16 protein-coding genes and 1 tRNA gene are annotated in these 17788 nt (G+C 70.9%); 9 read left to right on the top strand and 8 right to left on the bottom strand.

What is annotated here, in order from left to right:
• Positions 1 to 78 precede the first annotated feature (78 nt).
• The 3 genes from ACG04Q_RS07855 to ACG04Q_RS07845 form a co-directional block, all read right to left on the bottom strand.
• Positions 79 to 3126, bottom strand: coding sequence for a glycoside hydrolase family 2 TIM barrel-domain containing protein (locus tag ACG04Q_RS07855; protein ID WP_394510334.1), 3048 nt, complete (start codon positions 3124 to 3126; stop codon positions 79 to 81).
• A 112-nt stretch (positions 3127 to 3238) separates the two neighbouring features.
• Positions 3239 to 3967: a 2OG-Fe dioxygenase family protein gene (locus tag ACG04Q_RS07850; RefSeq protein ID WP_394510333.1), complete on the bottom strand. Its 729-nt coding sequence runs from the start codon at positions 3965 to 3967 to the stop codon at positions 3239 to 3241.
• Positions 3968 to 4987 carry a CDP-6-deoxy-delta-3,4-glucoseen reductase gene (locus tag ACG04Q_RS07845; protein ID WP_394510332.1) on the bottom strand — a complete coding sequence of 340 codons (1020 nt, stop codon included), beginning with the start codon at positions 4985 to 4987 and terminating at the stop codon, positions 3968 to 3970.
• Between the two features lie 152 nt (positions 4988 to 5139).
• Here ACG04Q_RS07845 and ACG04Q_RS07840 point away from each other — a divergent pair, with 152 nt between their 5' ends.
• Positions 5140 to 6000 carry an SDR family oxidoreductase gene (locus ACG04Q_RS07840; protein WP_394510331.1) on the top strand — a complete coding sequence of 287 codons (861 nt, stop codon included), beginning with the start codon at positions 5140 to 5142 and terminating at the stop codon, positions 5998 to 6000.
• Here the strand turns inward: ACG04Q_RS07840 and ACG04Q_RS07835 are convergent.
• Positions 5997 to 6587, bottom strand: coding sequence for a rhomboid family intramembrane serine protease (locus ACG04Q_RS07835; RefSeq protein WP_394510330.1), 591 nt, complete (start codon positions 6585 to 6587; stop codon positions 5997 to 5999). The two genes, ACG04Q_RS07840 and ACG04Q_RS07835, sit on opposite strands and share 4 nt — an antisense overlap.
• Before the next feature lie 96 nt (positions 6588 to 6683).
• Positions 6684 to 6768: transfer RNA gene (locus tag ACG04Q_RS07830), tRNA-Leu, on the bottom strand.
• Positions 6769 to 6860: 92 nt separating this feature from the next.
• Here ACG04Q_RS07830 and cysM point away from each other — a divergent pair.
• The 3 genes from cysM to ACG04Q_RS07815 are packed head-to-tail and all read left to right on the top strand — an operon-like array spanning position 6861 to position 8520.
• Complete coding sequence (gene cysM / locus ACG04Q_RS07825; RefSeq protein ID WP_394510329.1) at positions 6861 to 7757, top strand: cysteine synthase CysM; 897 nt, start codon at positions 6861 to 6863, stop codon at positions 7755 to 7757.
• A gap of 2 nt (positions 7758 to 7759) precedes the next feature.
• Positions 7760 to 8287 carry an NUDIX domain-containing protein gene (locus ACG04Q_RS07820; RefSeq protein WP_394510328.1) on the top strand — a complete coding sequence of 176 codons (528 nt, stop codon included), beginning with the start codon at positions 7760 to 7762 and terminating at the stop codon, positions 8285 to 8287.
• Positions 8288 to 8292: 5 nt separating this feature from the next.
• Positions 8293 to 8520 (top strand): sulfurtransferase TusA family protein, encoded by a 228-nt coding sequence (locus ACG04Q_RS07815; RefSeq protein WP_394510327.1) that lies wholly within the window; start codon positions 8293 to 8295, stop codon positions 8518 to 8520.
• A gap of 54 nt (positions 8521 to 8574) precedes the next feature.
• Here the strand turns inward: ACG04Q_RS07815 and galU are convergent, their stop codons facing one another.
• Positions 8575 to 9468 carry a UTP--glucose-1-phosphate uridylyltransferase GalU gene (gene galU, locus ACG04Q_RS07810; RefSeq protein ID WP_394510326.1) on the bottom strand — a complete coding sequence of 298 codons (894 nt, stop codon included), beginning with the start codon at positions 9466 to 9468 and terminating at the stop codon, positions 8575 to 8577.
• Positions 9469 to 9552: 84 nt separating this feature from the next.
• On the opposite strand from galU, the gene ACG04Q_RS07805 reads away from it, so the two are divergent.
• The gene (locus ACG04Q_RS07805; RefSeq protein ID WP_394510325.1) at positions 9553 to 10497 is read left to right on the top strand and encodes an NAD(P)-dependent oxidoreductase; all 945 of its coding nucleotides are present in this window, start codon (positions 9553 to 9555) and stop codon (positions 10495 to 10497) included.
• Here ACG04Q_RS07805 and ACG04Q_RS07800 read toward each other — a convergent pair.
• Positions 10491 to 13304 (bottom strand): valine--tRNA ligase, encoded by a 2814-nt coding sequence (locus tag ACG04Q_RS07800; RefSeq protein WP_394510324.1) that lies wholly within the window; start codon positions 13302 to 13304, stop codon positions 10491 to 10493. The two genes, ACG04Q_RS07805 and ACG04Q_RS07800, sit on opposite strands and share 7 nt — an antisense overlap.
• Before the next feature lie 229 nt (positions 13305 to 13533).
• Between ACG04Q_RS07800 and ACG04Q_RS07795 the strand changes: the two genes are divergently transcribed.
• The 4 genes from ACG04Q_RS07795 (at position 13534) to ACG04Q_RS07780 (ending at position 16211) form a co-directional block, all read left to right on the top strand.
• Positions 13534 to 13968: a hypothetical protein gene (locus ACG04Q_RS07795; protein WP_394510323.1), complete on the top strand. Its 435-nt coding sequence runs from the start codon at positions 13534 to 13536 to the stop codon at positions 13966 to 13968.
• Positions 13968 to 14261, top strand: a complete 294-nt coding sequence (locus ACG04Q_RS07790) for an ATP-binding protein (RefSeq protein ID WP_394510322.1) — start codon at positions 13968 to 13970, stop codon at positions 14259 to 14261. The genes ACG04Q_RS07795 and ACG04Q_RS07790 overlap by 1 nt, the downstream gene beginning before the upstream one ends.
• 8 nt (positions 14262 to 14269) lie before the next feature.
• Positions 14270 to 14980 (top strand): response regulator transcription factor, encoded by a 711-nt coding sequence (locus ACG04Q_RS07785; protein ID WP_394510321.1) that lies wholly within the window; start codon positions 14270 to 14272, stop codon positions 14978 to 14980.
• 154 nt (positions 14981 to 15134) lie between these two features.
• Complete coding sequence (locus tag ACG04Q_RS07780; RefSeq protein ID WP_394510320.1) at positions 15135 to 16211, top strand: HAMP domain-containing sensor histidine kinase; 1077 nt, start codon at positions 15135 to 15137, stop codon at positions 16209 to 16211.
• Here the strand turns inward: ACG04Q_RS07780 and ACG04Q_RS07775 are convergent.
• Entirely contained in the window at positions 16204 to 17697 is a 1494-nt protein-coding gene (locus tag ACG04Q_RS07775) for an amidase (protein WP_394510319.1), read from the bottom strand. The genes ACG04Q_RS07780 and ACG04Q_RS07775 overlap by 8 nt on opposite strands.
• Positions 17698 to 17788: the final 91 nt, after the last annotated feature.

The following is a 17788-nucleotide window of genomic DNA, read 5'->3' as shown; positions in this document are numbered from 1 at the left end:
ACGGTCGGGCGCTTTTGGCGCGGCAGTGAAAGAAGAACAGCCACGCTTTTGGCGGGGCCGCGGCCATTCTATGAACCCTCAGAACTTCAGCAGCAGTCGGCCCTCGTAGCGGCCCGACGCGAGCGCGGGCTGGCCGGCCGGGCCGGTGAGGTCGGCCGCCTGACCCTTGGCACCCATCGCGGGAATGGCGTGCAGGAAGCCGAGGTCGCCGGCCGGGAACTCGACGCTGGTGGTCGGAAAGTCCGCCAGCCGCGCGCCCAGCTGCAGAAAGGGCGCGCCCTCGTTGACGATCAGCATGTTGCCCGCCGCCGACGGCAGCCGTAGCCAGCGCGGGTCGGCGAAGTAGCCGCCGGGCATCAAGTCGCGCACGCCCAGCACCGGGCCGCGCAGGCGGTTCTGCCACACCGGCTGCGGCCCGCGGGCCAGCGCGCGCACCGGGCTGGCGTCGGCCTGCGGGCGGTCAAACGTGATGCCGTGGTACAGCACCGGGCCCTGCAGCGGGTAGCCGTAGTCCAGCACCAGCACGCCGTCGTTGCGCAGCGTCCAGCGCAGGCGCTCCAGGCCGCCGGCGCCGGGGGCGTCCAGCCACGCGCGGTGGGCGTCGCTGCCCGTCGTCACGGCGATCGGCAGCGCCGGCACCGCGAAGCGCTCGGCCTCGAACGCGAGCTTCACGGCCATCACCGTGGGCGTGCGCCGCACGCCGCTCAGCCGCGTCACGCGCAGCGCCTTCACGGGCTGCGGCGGGAAGATATAGGTCTCCCCATCGCGCGCCACGCGGGCGCCGTCGTAGACGGTCTGCCAGCGCTGCCCGTCGGGCGACAGCTCCAGCCGGAAGCCGGCCCAGCCGTCGGTCTCGGTGATGCCCAGATCGATGCTGGCAATGTTGGCCATCGTCGCGGTGGGGAACTCGTAGACGCCGTCGCCGCGGCTGGCCGGCTGCTGCCAGCGGGGCTCGGTCGCCGACTTGGGCCGGGCGACGACCAAGCGCGGCCCGTTGGCCAGCGGCTGCACCTGGCCGTCGCGGGCCAGCTCACGCAGCAGCCCGGTGCGGGCGTCGAAGCGGGCGGAGAACGCGCCGGCCTGCAGGCGGATGTCGTCGCCGTCGCGCGTCGACGTGGGCGTGCCGGCGTGTGGTGCGTCCAGCCGCACGACGGGCTGGCCGGGCCTGGCCCAGACCCACGTCCACAGCGCCTCGTCGCCGCGCGTTGCCGTCAGCCGCAGCGCGTCGGCGTGCTGCCAGGCCGCTGGCAGCGGCAGCTTCAGCTCGCCCGTGGCCTGCGGTGCCACGGCGGGGCCGGCCAGTTCCCCCTGGGCCAGCACCGCGGCCTGCTGCGCGTTGTCGCTGGCGTCGGCAAAGCGGATCCATTCCCAGCGCAGGCGCACGGCGCTCAGCGGTGTGAAGTCGAACGCGTTGTGGACTTTGAGCACGCCATTGAACTGCGCGTCCAGCACCGGCGCGTCGATCTGCACCGGCGACCAGATCTCCTTCACGGTGAAGTAGCTGGGTTCCTTCTCGCCCCGCGGGCCGACGATGCCGTCGGGCGCATAGCTGCCGAACAGGTCCAGCCGCCCGCCCTGGTCGGTGCGCGCAATGCCTTCGTCGGCCAGGTTCCACAGGAAGCCGCCGGCGCCGCGCGGCGAGGCCTTCATCGCGCGCCAGTAGTCGTCCAGCCCCGCGCCCAGGCCGCCGTCGAACAGGCCGTGCAGGAACTCGGTGGGCAGCACCAGCGTGTCACCGGCCAATCGGCGCTGCAGGTCGGGGTAGCGGGGGTAGTGCTTGGTGTCGATGCCGCCGAACACTTCCCACGGGTGGATGACGGGCCGCGCCTGCGGGTCGTGGAGGGCGAAGTCGCCGTCCAGCTCGCGGTTCCAGCCGCCTTCGTTGCCGTTGCTCCAGAGCAGGACACTGGGGTGGTTGACGTCGCGCTCCACCAGCGCGCGCACCAGCTTGCGGCCCACCTCGGTGCCGTGCGCCTGCTGCCAGCCGCTGAGCTCGTTGATGACGTAGAGGCCCAGCTCGTCCGCCGCCTCCAGGAAGGCCTTCTCCGGCGCGTAGTGGGCCACGCGCATCGCGTTCATGTTCATGGACTTGATGAGGCGCGCGTCCTCATAGGCCTGTGCGCGCGACACGGCGCGGCCGGTCTCGGGGCGGAAGCTGTGGCGGTTGATGCCCTTGAGCATCAGCCGCTGGCCGTTCAGGAACAGGCCCTGGCCGGCGCGCACCTCGAAGGTCCGGAAACCGAAGCGCTCGGTGACCTGGTGCACGGCCCGCTCGCCCTCCATCAGCGTCAGCTGCAGCTGGTAGAGGTGCGGCGTCTCGGCCGTCCACAGCAGCGGCTGCACGATGCGCCCGCTGACCCGCACGCGGCCCGCGCCACCGGCCGGCAGTGCCACGCCGAAGGGCGCGCCCACCGGCGTGCCGTCGCGGGCCGTGACTTGGGCGACAACGCGTGTCACCGTGCGCGGTGCGCGCAGCGTCACGTCGGCCGTGAGCTCGCCGCTGGCCTGCGCGTGGATGGCCACGTGCGCGATGGACTGCGGCGGCGACGCCTCCAGCCACACGGGCCGGTAGATGCCGCCGAACACCCAGTAGTCGCCGTGGCGCTCGGCGATGTCGGTGGCCGCATCGGCCGAGGCCTCGCTGACCTGCACCTCGAGGTCGTTCTCCTCGCCGGGCTTGAGCCAGCGCGTCACGTCGTGGCTGAAGCGGTTGAAGCCGCCCTGGTGCACAGGGCTGACGACGTGGCCGTTGAGCTTCACGAGCGTGTCGGTCATCACCGCGTCGAACACGACGCGCACCGTGCGGCCCTGCCAGTCGGCCGGCACCGTGAAGCGGCGGCGGTAGGTGCCGGTGTCTGCGGCGCGCGGGGCCCTGTCGTAGCCGTACTGGTAATGGCCAAAGCCTTGCTGCTGCCAGTTGGAGGGCACCTTGATGCGCGCCGCCTCGCCGGCCCGCATGCCGCGGTCGATGCGGAAGTCCCACTCGACGGCGTCGTCCGGGCCGGTGCCGGACAGCATCAAAGTCTGCGTGGTGGGCGCGGGCTCGGCGCCCGCCGGCAGCAGGGCCAGCGCGCAGGCCAGCAGCAGCCCGGTCCGCAGCGTGCGGGTGAGTCGTCGAAGTTCCACAAGGCCTCCCGGTGCCGGCGGGCCTTGCGCCTGCCGGTGCCGGGGATGCTAGGCGCGAGCCGCTGCGTGTTCCGGTCAAGAAGGCGAGCGTTGAGGCGCCCGCGCGGCCCGCTCAGGGGCCCTGGAAACCGCCGCGGCGCAGCGTCAGCACCAGGGTGTCGCGCCAGCCGCGCTCGCCGGGTGTCAGCGGCTGGATGGGCGTGGTCTCGTGGATGACGCGCTCGTCGTCCAGCAGCAGCAGCGTCCACGGCTGCGTCATCGTGAAGCGCTGGCCGGCCGGGCCGTGGGCCTCGAACACGCGGGACTCGCCGCCCTTGATCTCATGCCGGCTCACCAGCAGCACGGCCACCAGGTCCACGCCGTCGCGGTGCGCGCCCTCGGGCGTGGGGCGGCCGATGCCGTCGCTGGTGTCGATGCGGAAGGGGTGGGCCTCGATGAACCAGGGCTGCTCGCCCTTCATCGCCGAGGCCACGCGGGCCAGGCCCAGCAGCAGCGCGTTCCACGCGGGCGAGGCCACCATCTCCTGCGCCAGCGGCACGTACCAGCGCTGGATGCCGCCGTGCAGCGCGTTGTAGTCCAGCGGCTGCCAGTGGGCGCGGTGGGGCTGCAGCGTCAGCGTGTCGCCGTCGGCGACGAAGCAGCCGTGGCGGCGGAAGCGGTAGCGGCCGCCGTCCTTCAGGTAGCCGTCGGGAGGCAGGTCGTCCCAGCAGGGCTTGAGGGCGTTCAGCTCGCCGGCGGACACGCCCAGCGCGCCCAGCGCCTGCGGCGCGAGCACGACCTCGCCCTCACGTCTCAGCGCGCCGACGAGGTCGGCGGGGTCGGTCCACGGCGGTTCGAACATCTAGTGTTTATCTGCTTCAGAGGTGAAAGCGTCGGCGTAGAACTCGCCGTCCGGCAGCTGGCATTGCGCGACGAAATCCTTGTGCGCCGAGTCCACCATGATGGGCGCGCCGCAGGCGTAGACCTGGTGGCCGGACAAGTCCGGCAGGTCCTGCATGACGGCCTGGTGGACGAAGCCGGTCCGGCCCGCCCAGCCCGCGTCGGGCTCCGACAGCACCGGCACGTAGTTCAGCACGGGCCACTCGGCGGCCTGCTGGGCCACCCAGTCGCTCAGGTACAGGTCGGCCTGCTTGCGGGCGCCCCAGTACAGCACCATGGGGCGGGTAGAGCCGATGTGACGGGCGCGCTCGATGATGGCCTTGATGGGCGCGAAGCCCGTGCCGCTGGCCAGCAGCACGATGGGCTTGGCGCTGTCCTCGCGCAGGAAGAAGCTGCCGAAGGGGCCTTCCATGCGCAGGATGTCCTTTTCCTTGAGCGCGCCGAACACGTGGTCGGTGAACTTGCCGCCGGGCATGTGGCGGATGTGCAGCTCGATCTGGCCCGGCAGCGAGTGCGGTGCATTGGCCATCGAATAGCTGCGGCGCGCGCCGTCGCGCAGGATGAACTCGACGTACTGGCCGGCGCGGAACTGGAAGTTCTGGTTGGCGGCCAGCTGCATGGTCAGCACGGCGACATCGGGCGCGGGGCGCGTCATCGCGGCCACGCGCGTGGGCAGCTTCAGCACCGGGAACTCGCCGGCGCCGGGCACCGTGCGGGCTTCGAGCGTGCAGTCGGTTTGCGGGCGGGCGCAGCAGGTCAGCACGAAGCCGGCGGCTTCTTCCTCGGCCGACAGCGCCTTGGACTGGTGGTTGCCGTGGATGACGGCGCCTTCCAGCAGCTTGCTCTTGCAGGAGCCGCAGGCGCCGTCCTTGCAGCCGTAGGGCAGGCCGACGCCGTTGCGGATGGCGGCGGCGAGCAGGGTGTCGTCGCCCTCGGCGGTGTAGACGCGGCCGGCGGGCTGGATGGTGATCTGATGGGGCATGGGCTCAGGAAAGCAAGCGGCCCCGCGCACAAGTCCGGGGCCGTAGACTGCCCGCCATTTTGCCCGACCCATGACATGACCCCCACGCTCACGCCGTTTGCTGCCCCCCGAGGGGGCGCGTCAGCGGTTTCGGGCGGCCGGGCACCGCTGACATGACCTCCCGACTCCTCATCATTGGCTGCGGCGACGTGGGCCTGCGCGTCGTCAAACATCTGGCCGGCCGCTGGCACGTGGCGGCGCTGACGTCCAGCCCGGCCCGCGCCGGCAGCCTGCGGGCGGCGGGCGTCGTGCCGCTGCTCGGCAACCTGGACGACCCCGCCACGCTGGGCCGGCTGGCCGGGCTGGCCGACTGCGTGCTGCACCTGGCACCCCCCGCGCGCGACGGCCACACCGACGAACGCACCCGGCACCTGCTCGCCGCGCTGGCGCGCCGCCCGCCGCGGGTGCTGGTGTACGGCAGCACCACGGGCGTCTATGGCGACTGCGGCGGCGCGCTCATTGACGAGACGCGGGCGCTGGACCCGATGACGGACCGCGCCGCCCGTCGCGTCGATGCCGAGGCGCAACTGCGCGCCTTCGGCCGCCGCCACGGCACGCGCGTGAGCCTGCTGCGCATCCCTGGCATCTACGCGCCCGACCGCGAGGGCGGCCACCCGCGCGAGCGGCTGGCGCGCGGCACGCCGGTGCTGCGGCGCGAGGACGATGTGTTCACCAACCACATCCATGCCGACGACCTGGCCCGCGCCTGCGTGCTGGCGCTGCTGCGCGGCCGGGCGCAGCGCGCCGTCAACATCTGCGACGACAGCCAGTTGCTGATGGGCGACTACTTCGACCTCGCCGCCGACCTGGCGGGCCTGCCGCGCCCCGCGCGCATCACGCGCACGGAAGCGGCCGAGCGCCTGGGGCCGATGGCGCTGAGCTTCTGGAGCGAGTCACGCCGCATCGCCAACGGCCGGCTCAAGCGCGAACTGCGCCTGGCGCTGCGCTACCCGACGCCGGCCGACGGTCTTTAACGGCGGCGCGACGAGCGCCAGTGGCGGATCAGCAGCCACGCGCCCAGCATGCCGCCCAGGTGGGCGAAATGGGCGACGTTGGGCGGGCCCAGGTCGAACAGCCGTGCGCCGAGGATGAGCTCCAGCCCACCGAAGATCGCGACGAAGTACTTGGCCTTCATCGGGATGGGCGGGATCAGCGGCACGATGATGCGGTTCGGGAACAGCATGCCGAAGGACAGCAGCAGCCCGAAGATGGCGCCCGATGCACCGACGGTGGGCGCGCGAGTGCCCATGAACCACGTGAACAGCAGTTGCACCAGCGCGGCCGTCAGCGCACTGGCCACAAGGATCTGCGTGTAGCGCCTGGCGCCCCACACCCGCTCCAGCTCACCGCCAAACATCCACAGGCCCAGCATGTTGAACAGCAGATGGGTGAAGCTGCCGTGCAGCAAGGCATAGGTCAGCAGCTGCCAGGGCATGAAGACGCCCGACGTCAGCGGCCACAACTCAAACCAGGGTGCCAGGAATGGGAAGAGCTCGAAGAAGCAGAAGACACCGACACACGCCAGGATGAAGGCTTTGGTGACCGAGGGCAGCGGGGGCATGGGCGGCGGACTGTGGCCCGTGGCGGGCGCCTGCATCGCAGCGGGCGATGCTTACCAGTTGAGTGTATGCCAGCGGTTTCTGGCAGCTGTTTCGTGTGGTGCCTCGGGCCGGACTCGAACCGGCACACCTTGCGGCGGGGGATTTTGAGTCCCCTGCGTCTACCGATTTCGCCACCGAGGCCCGTCGGAAACAGCTTCTCGCCTTTGCAGCGAGGGGTCGCATTATGCACTCGGCAAGGCTCGGGTTTCGAGGCCGCTGCACAATCGGTCGCCATGAACTATCCGACCCTCGAAGACGTCATCGGCAAGACGCCGCTCGTGCGCCTGCAGCGCCTGCCCGGCGCCGATGCCCGCGGCAACGTGATCCTGGCCAAGCTGGAGGGCAACAACCCGGCCGGCTCCGTGAAGGACCGCCCGGCCATCAGCATGATCCGGCGCGCCGAGGAGCGCGGCGAGATCAAGCCCGGCGACACGCTGATCGAGGCCACGTCCGGCAACACCGGCATCGCGCTGGCGATGGCCGCCGCCATCCGTGGCTACCGCATGGTGCTGATCATGCCGGAGGACCTGTCCATCGAGCGCGCGCAGACGATGAAGGCGTTTGGTGCCGAACTCATCCTGACGCCCAAGACCGGCGGCATGGAGTACGCCCGCGACCTGGCCGAGCAGATGGCCCGCGAAGGCAAGGGCCGCGTGCTGGACCAGTTTGCCAACGCCGACAACCCGCGCGTGCACTACGAGACCACCGGCCCCGAGCTGTGGGCCGACACGGGCGGGCGCATCACGCACTTCGTCAGCGCGATGGGCACGACCGGCACCATCACCGGCACGTCGCGCTTCCTGAAGGAGAAGAACGCGGCCGTGCGCATCGTCGGCGCGCAGCCGGCCGAGGGCTCGCGCATCCCCGGCATCCGCAAGTGGCCCGAGGCCTACCTGCCCAAGATCTACGACCCGGCTGGCGTGGACGAACTGGTGCTGGTGAGCCAGGCCGACGCCGAGGACATGGCCCGGCGCCTGGCCCGCGAGGAAGGTCTGTTCGCCGGCATCTCGGCCGCAGGCGCCTGCTGGGTGGCGCTGCAGATCGCCAAGCAGGTCGAGAACGCGACCATCGCCTTCGTCGTCTGCGACCGCGGGGACCGCTACCTGTCGACGGGCGTGTTTCCGGCGTGAAGGTGCCCACCTATTGTCCCGACTGCGCGACGCCGCTGGCGGCGATCACGCTGGCCGAGGACGGCGGCGACAAGACGCGGCTGCGCTGCCCGGCCTGCGGCTGGACGCACTGGAACAACCCGACGCCGGTGCTGGCGGCCGTCATCGAATGCGTTGACCGCGACGGTCAGGTCTTGCTGGCGCGCAATGCCGCGTGGCCGGGGCGTTTCTTCGGGCTCATCACCGGCTTCATGGAGGCTGGCGAGACGCCCGAGGAGGGCATCCGCCGCGAGATCGCCGAAGAGACGGCGCTGCAGGTCGACCGCCTGGCGCTGCTGGGCGTCTGGGACTTCCAGCGCATGAACCAAATCATCATTGCCTATCACGCGGCGGCTCGCGGCGAGATCCGGCTGTCGCCCGAACTGGCGGAGTACAAGCTGATTGCGCCGGAGCAGGTGCTGTGCTGGCCGCAGGGCACGGGCCAGGCGCTGGCGACCTGGCTGCGGTCCAAGGGCATCGAGCCGCAGTGGATGGACCTCAAGCGAGAATGAGCACCATGGACGTTCAACGCGAGATCGACACCCGGGGCCTGAACTGCCCGCTGCCCATCCTGAAGGCCAAGAAGGCGCTGGCCGAAATGCACAGCGGCGAGCTGCTGAAGGTCGTCGCGACCGACCCCGGCTCCATGCGCGACTTCCAGGCCTTTGCGCGCCAGACGGGCAATGAACTGGTTCAGCAGGAAACCGCAGGCTCGGAATTCATCCACATCCTGCGGCGTCGTTGATCGGCGGACGCATCCGCTTAGGGCCTGCGCCCGAGCGGGCCGGCCCGCACAGCCTCAGAGATCGAGGCCCTGCAGGAATTCCTTGAAGCCCGGGCCCAGCTGGGCGTGGGCCAGCGCGAGTTCGACGTTGGCCTGCAGGAAGCCTTCCTTGCTGCCGCAGTCGTAGCGCTTGCCTTCGTAGCGGTAGGCGAACACCTTCTCGCGGCGCAGCAGCCCGGCGATGCCGTCGGTCAGCTGAATCTCGCCGCCCACGCCGCGCGGCTGGTTGGCGATTTCGTGGAAGACGCCGGGCGTCAGGATGTAGCGGCCGGCCACGCCCAGGCGCGACGGCGCGTCTTCCGGCGCGGGCTTCTCGACGATGCGGTTCACGTCGACGAGGTTGTCGTTGACTTGCGTGCCGGCCACGATGCCGTAGCGGCGCGTGTGCTCGGCCGGCACTTCCTGCACGGCCAGGATGGACGCGCGCCAGTCGGCGAACTGCTCCACCATCTGCTTCAGGATGCCGCGGCCGGGCTGCGGACCCACCATCAGGTCGTCGGCCAGCAGCACGGCGAAGGGCTCGTTGCCCACCAGGCGCTGCCCGCACAGCACGGCGTGGCCCAGGCCCAGTGCCTGCGCCTGGCGCACGTAGATGCATTCCATGTCGTTGGGCTTGACGCTGCGCACGACGTCCAGCAGCTCCTGCTTGCCGGCGTTCTCCAGCGCCACCTCCAGCTCGAAGGTCATGTCGAAATGGTCTTCGATGGGGCGCTTGTGGCGGCCGGTGACGAAGATCATCTCGCGCACGCCGGCCTCGTAGGCTTCCTCGACCGCGTACTGGATCAGCGGCTTGTCGACGACCGGCAGCATCTCCTTGGGTTGGGCCTTGGTGGCGGGCAGGAAGCGGGTGCCCAGCCCGGCGACCGGGAAGATGGCTTTGGTGATCGGCGAACGGGGCGAGGAGGCCATGGGTAAACTGGGTTGGACAAGGGCGGGAAGATTTTGTCACGCGGCATGTGACGGTTTTGCCCCTTGAGTTGGGCACAAAGAACAATGACCGTCCTGATCCTGGAGCCGCTGGAAGCGGATGTCGTGCAATGGCTGGGCGAGCGGCATGACGCGCGCTTCGCACCCGAGCTGGTGGGCGATTTTGAGGGGCTGCTGGAAGCGCTGCAGGATGCGCGCGCGCTGGTGGCGCCGCCCGATGTGCGCGTCGATGCCGACGTGCTGCGCGCCGCGCCGCAGCTGCGCGCCATCGGCCGGGCCAGCGGCGGCGCCGACAACATCGACATGGAAGCCTGCCGCCGCGCCGGCGTTGACGTGGTGCGCTCGCAGGCGTCCACCGCCAGCGCCGAAGCCGAGTTCGCCATCGGCGCGCTGCTGAGCCTGCTGCGCCGCGTGCCGGTGGAGGGCAGCGACGGCCTGAAGGTGGGACGCGAGCTGGGCTGCTCCACAGTGGGCGTGCTCGGCATGACGCCGGCCACCCAGGTGCTGACGCAACTGCTGCAGGCCTTCGGCACGCGCGTCATCGGCTATGACCCCGCCGTTCATCCCAGCGACGCGACCTGGGCGCGCTGGGGCGTGGAGGCCGTGGGCTTGGGCACCCTGATGGAAGAGGCCGACGGTTTGGTGCTGCTGGTGCCGTACTACGACCGCTACCGTGGCCTGGTCGGCGAGCGCCAACTGGAGGCCACACGGCCGGGCCAGGTGCTGGTGTGCCTGAGCCAGTCGGGCATCGTGCACGAGGGTGCGCTTGCCATGGCGCTGCGCAGCGGCCGGCTGAAGGCGGCCTGGTTCGACAGCCTGGAGCCGGGCTGGCTGGAGTCGGGCCGGCCGCTGCACGGCCTGGGCCAGCTGCAGGTCACGCCGCGGCTGGCGGGCACGACGCGCGAGTCGCGCGTGCGCGCCGCGTGGGCCGTGGCGCGCGGCATCGACGAACTGCTGGCGCCGCGCTCGGGCAGCGCGAAGCCGCCGGCCAAGGCGGCGATCTATTACTGAGGCAGGCGGGCCAGCTGCTCGCGCAGGCGGGCCACGGTCTCCTTGAAGCCGGCCACGCGGGCGCGCTCCTGCTCGACGACGGCGGCCGGAGCGCGGGCGACGAAGCTCTCGTTGCCGAGCTTGGCCTCGGCCTTGGTGATCTCGCCTTCCAGGCGCGTGGCTTCCTTGGTCAGGCGGGCACGCTCCGCTTCGACGTCGATCTCCACCTTCAGCGCCAGCTTGGCCGCGCCGTGCAGCAGCACGGGCGCCGTGGCGCTCAGACCCGCGAACTCGGCGTCGTCTGAGATCAGCTCGACGGCGCTGAGCTTGGCCAGTACCTTCAGCACGGCGGCGGCTTCGGACAGGAAGGACAGGTCACCGCCCACCAGCAGCGGCACGCGCTCGGCGGGGCTCAGCGCCATCTCGCTGCGCAGGCTGCGCGTCGTGCCGACGACTTCCTTCAGCTGGGCGATCCACGCATCGGCGGCCGGGTCGATGCGCTCGGGCTGGGCGACGGGGTAGGGCGCCTGGCCGATGTAGTCCACCGTCTTGCGGCCGGCGACCGGCGCCACGGTCTGCCACAGCTCCTCCGTGATGAAGGGCGCGATCGGGTGCAGCAGGCGCAGCGTGGTTTCCAGCACGCGGATCAGCGTGCGGCGCGTGGCGCGCTGCTGGGCTTCGTCACCGGTCTGGATCTGTACCTTGGCGATCTCCAGGTACCAGTCGCAGTACTCGTCCCAGACGAAGCTGTAGACGGCGTTGGCGACGTTGTCGAGGCGGTACTCGGCGAAGCCCTGGGCCACCGCCGCTTCGACGCGCTGCAGCTCGTTGGTGATCCAGCGGTCGGCCTGCGAGAAGTTGTTGTAGCCGGGCGGGCAGCCGCCCTCGGCGTGCACGAGGCCGCAGTCCTGGCCCTCGGTGTTCATCAGCACGAAGCGCGTGGCGTTCCAGAGCTTGTTGCAGAAGTTGCGGTAGCCCTCGCAGCGCTTGGTGTCGAAGTTGATGTTGCGGCCCAGGCTGGCGTAGCTGGCCATCGTGAAGCGCAGCGCGTCGGCGCCGTAGGCCGGCATGCCGTCGGGGAATTCCTTCTTCACGCGGGCGGCCACCTTGGGTGCCGTTTCCGGCTTGCGCAGGCCCACCGTCGACTTGGCCGTCAGCGTCTCCAGGTCGCAGCCCTGGATGAGGTCGACCGGGTCCAGCACGTTGCCCTCGGACTTGCTCATCTTCTGGCCCTGCGAGTCGCGCACCAGGCCGTGGATGTAGACGTCCTTGAACGGCACCTTGCCGGTGAAGTGCGTCGTCATCATGATCATCCGGGCAACCCAGAAGAAGATGATGTCGTAGCCCGTCACGAGCACCGACGACGGCAGGAACAGCTCCTGCTCCAGCGTCTTCTCGGGCCAGCCCAGCGTGGAGAAGGGCACCAGTGCCGACGAGTACCAGGTGTCCAGCACGTCCGGGTCGCGGGTGAGCTCGCCGGTGTAGCCGGCGGCGGCGGCCTTGGCGCGGGCCTCGTCCTCGCTGCGCGCGACGAACAGCTCGCCGCCCGTGCCATACCAGGCCGGGATCTGGTGGCCCCACCACAGCTGGCGCGAGATGCACCAGTCCTGGAGGTTGCCCATCCAGTGGTTGTAGGTGTTGACCCACTGCTCGGGGTGGAACTTCACCGCGCCGGTGTCGACGGCCGCGATGGCCTTGTCGGCGATGCTCTTGCCATCGGCACCGGGCTTGGTGACGGCGACGAACCACTGGTCGGTCAGCATGGGCTCGATGACCTGGCCGGTGCGCTCGCAGCGCGGCACCTGCAGCTTGTGCTTCTTGATCTCGACCAGCAGGCTTAAGCGCTCCAGGTCGGCCACGATCTTCTTGCGGGCGACGAAACGGTCCAGCCCGCGGTAGGCCTCGGGGGCGTTGTCGTTGATCCGTGCCTGCAGGTCCAGCACCGAGATCATCGGCAGCTTGTGACGCTGGCCGACGGCGTAGTCGTTGGTGTCATGCGCTGGCGTGACCTTGACGACGCCGGTGCCGAACTCGCGGTCCACGTAGTCGTCCGCGATGACCGGGATCTCGCGGTCCGTCAGCGGCAGCTTGACGAGCTTGCCGATCAGCGCGGCGTAGCGTTCGTCCTCGGGGTGGACCATGACGGCCACGTCGCCCAGCATCGTTTCCGGGCGGGTCGTCGCGACGACCAGCGAGCCCGAGCCGTCCGCCAGCGGGTAGCGGATGTGCCACAGCGAGCCGTCTTCCTCTTCGGACGCCACTTCCAGGTCCGACACGGCGGACTGCAGGATCGGGTCCCAGCTGACCAGGCGCTTGCCGCGGTAGATCAGGCCTTCCTCGAACAGGCGCACGAAGGTCTCGACGACGACGGTCGAGAGCTTCTCGTCCATCGTGAAGTACTCGTGGCCCCAGCTCACCGAGTCGCCCAGGCGGCGCATCTGGCTGGTGATGGTGTTGCCGGACTCCTGCTTCCAGTCCCACACGCGGGCAACGAAGTTCTTGCGGCCCAGGTCGTGGCGGCTCTGGCCGGCGGCCTGCAGCTGGCGCTCGACGACGATCTGCGTGGCGATGCCGGCGTGGTCAGTGCCTGGCACCCACAGCGTGTTGTCACCCTTCATGCGGTGGTAGCGCGTCAGCGAGTCCATCACCGTCTGGTTGAAGGCGTGGCCCATGTGCAGCGTGCCGGTCACATTGGGCGGCGGCAGCTGGATGCTGAAGGAGGGCTTGGCCGGGTCCAGCGTCGGCGCATAGAGGCCGGCGGCTTCCCACTTGGGGCCCCAATGGGCTTCCAGGGCGGCGGGTTCGAAGGACTTGGCAAGTTCGGTCATCGCGGCGTCGCCCGCTGTGAAGCTGGGGCGAAAAGAGGGCTTTTCGGGGGTCCGCGATTGTAGGGGCGGCCCCTGGGCTGGCGGTGCGCCGGTGCCGGGGCGGCGGCTGGCCGCGTGGGGCGAAACAAAACGAAACCCGGCGATACCGCGCCGAGATGCACCGCGGCGCCGCAGCGGGAACCATGAGCGCCATCCTCACCACGGGCCTCGAGCGCCCCCGGAACACGCCATGAACTTCTTTCGACGCTGGCACGCGCACCACGAATTTCGTCACCACTTTGGCCACGGCCGTCATGGCCATGCTTTCGGCCGCGCTGCTGATGGTTTCGCCCATCTGCTGCTGGCCCGAGTCGGCGCCAAGCTGGACCTGGACGACGGCCAGCAGCGCCGCTTCGCCAGTTGGCTCGAACAGCTCCAGCAGCAGCGCGACGCACTGAAGAGCCTGGTCGGCGGGCCCGAACTGGCCAATCTGTTCGCCGAGCAGCAGTTCGCCCGCGGCCCCGCGCAGCAGCTGTTCGATGCCAAGCTGGACGCGCTGCGCGCCGCCGGGCCTGGCGTCATCACGGCGTTCGCCGAGTTCTTCGACTCGCTGGATGCCGAGCAGCAGCAGGTGCTGCGCTTCATGATGCGCCGCCTGAACCGTCACTCGCGAGGCGACGCGTGATGGATGCGCACTGTGGCACCCAGCCGCGCGGCCGCTTCATGCCGCACATCGACCGCAACCGCTGCGAGGGCAAGGGCGACTGCCTGGCGGTCTGCCCCTTCAACGTGTTCACCCTCGGCAAGCTGCCGCCGGAGGACCGCCAGGGGCTGAGCCTGTTCGGCCGCTTGCGCGGCATGGCGCATGGCTGGGAGCAGGCCTTCACGCCCAACGCGGCGGCCTGCGAGGCCTGCGGGCACTGCGTCATTGCCTGCCCCGAGCATGCGATCACGCTGGTGCGCGCGGTGCCCAAATAATCCGGCCCATGCATCGACTGCTGCTGATCGACGACGATGAGGCCCTGGCCGGCCCGCTGACGCAATACCTCGCCCGCTTCGACCTGCAGCTGGAGGCCGTCACGCGCCCCAGCGCGGCACTGGCGCGGCTGGCCACCGAGCGCTTCGACGCGCTGATCCTCGACGGCATGCTGCCCGAGATGGACGGCTTCGAGTTCTGCAAGCGGCTGCGCGGCGGCAGCGATGCGTGGCGCGACATCCCCGTGCTGATGCTGACCGCGCGCGGCGACCTGACCGACCGCGTCGTGGGCCTGGAGCTGGGCGCCGACGACTACCTGCCCAAGCCCTTCGAGCCGCGCGAGCTGGCCGCGCGGCTGCAGACCATCCTGCGCCGCACGCGCCTTGCGCCGCCGGCCGTGCCCGCGCAGCCGCCGTCCACCGGCAAGCTGTGTTTCGACGGCCTGGAGATCGACACGACGCGACGCGAAGTGCGCTGCGCGACGGGCCTCGTCGAGCTGACCGGTACCGAGTACGAATTGCTGCTGATGCTGGCCCGCGAGCCCGGCCGCGTGTTCTCGCGCGACGACATCCTGAACCGGCTGCGCGGCCAGGAGGCCGAGCTGTTCACGCGCGCCGTGGACATCCTCGTCAGCCGCCTGCGCCGCAAGCTGGAGCCGCTGGCTGCATTGAAGACGCTGCGCAACGCCGGCTACTGCTTCGCCCTGCCTGAGAAGCTATGAACGAGCCCCGCACGCCCGCTCATCCCGCCGCAACGTCGCCACTCGGCGTTGCCAATGCTCGTCGTAGTCTCGCTAAGGCTCCGCTTTGCGCCTTGATCGGCGACGCTGCGACGGCCTGCGCGGTTGCACCGGGCTCATTCATAGCTTCTGCCACGTGAGACACCACCCCTATGACCACCGCTGGCGTGAGCGCTGGCAGCGCAAGAAGGCCAAGCGGCTGCAGCGCATGAGCCGCGACTGGGAGTACCGCTGGCGCGTGCGCCACCGCTGGCACCAGCGCTGGCATCGACATCACCGGCATTTCAAGCATTCGCTGGGGGCGCGGCTCATCGCCGTGTTCATCGTGCTGGCCTTCGCCAGCAGCATCATCCTGTGGTGTTCCGAGGGCAGTGCCTACGGGTTGCTGTGGGCAGCTCCGGCGCTGCTGCTGGTCACGGGGCTGGCCTTCGGCATGATCCGTCACATGGTGCAGCCGCTGCATGCGCTGGCCCTGGGGGCCGAGGCGTTCCGGCGCGGCGAGTTCTCGCACCGCGTGCCGGTCATCCATGGCGATGAGATCGGCGACCTCGCGATGCGCTTCAACCAGATGGCCGCCGACATCCAGGCCATGCTGGACGGCAAGCGAGCGCTGCTGCTGGCCATCAGTCACGAGCTGCGCAGCCCGCTGACGCGGGCGCGGCTGCATGCCGAGCTGGTGGGCGAGGGCGCCTCGCGCGACGCGCTGCTGGACGAGCTGGCGCAGATGCGCGACCTCATCTCCGCGCTGCTGGAGAGCGAGCGGCTGGGCAGCGGGCACCGCGCGCTGCAGCTGTCGGATGTGGACCTGACGGCGCTCGTGCAGGAGCATGCGCAGCCCGGCGTGGCGCTGCACATAGCGCCCGACCTGCCGACGCTGCAACTGGACCGTTTGCGCGTGGGCCTGTGCCTGCGCAACCTCGTGCAGAACGCGTTGCGCCACAACGATGCGGCGCGTGGCGACGTGCAGCTGAGCCTGGCCCGCGACGGCGAGGGCGTGCGCGTGACGGTGCGCGACTTCGGCCCCGGCGTGCCGCCCGAGTCGCTGCCGCAGCTGGGCCAGCCGTTCTACCGGCCGGACGTGGCCCGCACGCGCCAGGAGGGCGGCGTGGGCCTGGGGCTGTGCCTGTGCCGCCTCGTGGCCGAGGCGCATGGCGGCCGGCTGGAGCTGCGCAACGTGGAGCCCGGCTTCGAGGCGTCCGTGCGCTTCAGCTAGGCGCCACGCGCTCAAACCAGGGCTGCGCGGCCTCCAGCTCGGCGGCCAGCTGCAGCAGCAGGCCATCGCTGCCCGGCGCGGCGTTGAACTGCACGCCCAGCGGCAGGCCGTCGCTGGTCCAGTGCAGCGGCAGCGAGATGGCCGGCGTGCCGGTCAGGTTGGCCAGCTGCGTGAACGGCACGTGGCGCAGGCTGTCGGTGGCCATCTGGCGCACCACGCCGTCCAGCAGCCCCAGCCGCTTCAGCAGCCCCAGCAGGCCTGACGCGCGCAGCAGGTTCAGCACGGCCAGCTGGGCCGGCGGCGTGTCGCCGGTGCCGTGCGGCACAGGCGGGGACGCGAGCGTGGGCGTCAGGTAGACGTCGTAGCGCGCATGCAGCGCCCCCAGCGCGCGGGCGTAGTCGTTCCAGCGCAGCAGCTCGGTCGTCAGCTGCGCGGCGCTGGTGGCGCGGCCCAGCGTGGCGATGAGGCGCGTCAACGGCTCGAAGTCGGCCTCGCGGCCGCCTTGCGCCACGGTGCGCGCCAGCATCGCCGGCACCTGGCCGAAGTAGATGTGCAGATAGCTGTTGGCCAGCGCGCGGCCGTCCAGATCGGGGCGCGCGGGTTCGACCGTGTGCCCCAGCCCTTTCAACAGGGCGACCGTTCGTTCGACGGCCAGCCGTGCCTCGTCGTGCACCGGCTCGCCGATGGGCGAATCGGCGCACCACGCGATGCGCAGCCGGCGCGGCGGCGCGTCCAGCGCGTCCACGAAACGCGTGGCGGGCAGGGGCAGGGCGACGGCGTCGCCGGGCTCGGGGCCGCTCAGCACATCCAGCGCCAGCGCCGTGTCGCGCACGCTGCGCGAGATGACGCCCTCGCTGCAGGCGCCGAACCACACCTCGCCCGCGCCCGGGCCCACCGAGATGCGGCCGCGCGACGGCTTCAGGCCGACGAGGCCGCAGCAGGCCGCCGGGATGCGGATAGACCCGCCACCGTCGTTGCCCGCCGCCATCGGCACGACGCCGGCCGCCACGGCCGCGGCCGAGCCGCCGCTGCTGCCGCCGGGCGTGCGGGTCGCGTCCCACGGGTTGCTGCTGCGGCCGAAGGCCAGCGGGTCGGTGACGCCCTTGAGCCCCAGCTCGGGCGCGTTGGTCTTGCCGAAGATGACGAGGCCGGCGTCCAGCAGCCGGCGCACGGCGTGCGCGTGCTCGCGCGGCGCCGGCCCGCGGGCCAGCGCGCGGCTGCCCCAGCTGGTGGGCACGCCGGCATAGTCCTCGGCGACGTCCTTGATGAGCAGCGGCACGCCGGCCAGCGGGCCGGGGCCGACGCCGCGCGCGAGCTGGGCGCGCGCCTCGGCCTCCATCAGCCGGCAGACCGGGTTGAGTGCAGGTTGGACTTCGGCCAGCCGGGCGAGCGCCAGGTCCAGCAGTTGCCCGCCCGTCACGCGCCCGGCCGCCACTTCGGCTGCCAGCGCGGTCGCGTCATGCCGGCGGTAGGTGGCGAAGTCCATGCCCGGCCTCACATGAACAGATGCTCGCCGGCGTTTTGGCGACGCCGAAATGCAGGTCTCGCGCTGCGCGCGCGATGCTCGCCTGCCTTCG

Source organism: Pelomonas lactea (assembly GCF_043555885.1).
GTDB classification, from domain to species: domain Bacteria; phylum Pseudomonadota; class Gammaproteobacteria; order Burkholderiales; family Burkholderiaceae_C; genus Pelomonas; species Pelomonas lactea.
Note: the sequence above shows the minus strand (reverse complement) of the source record. Positions and strands in the feature narration are given on the sequence as shown.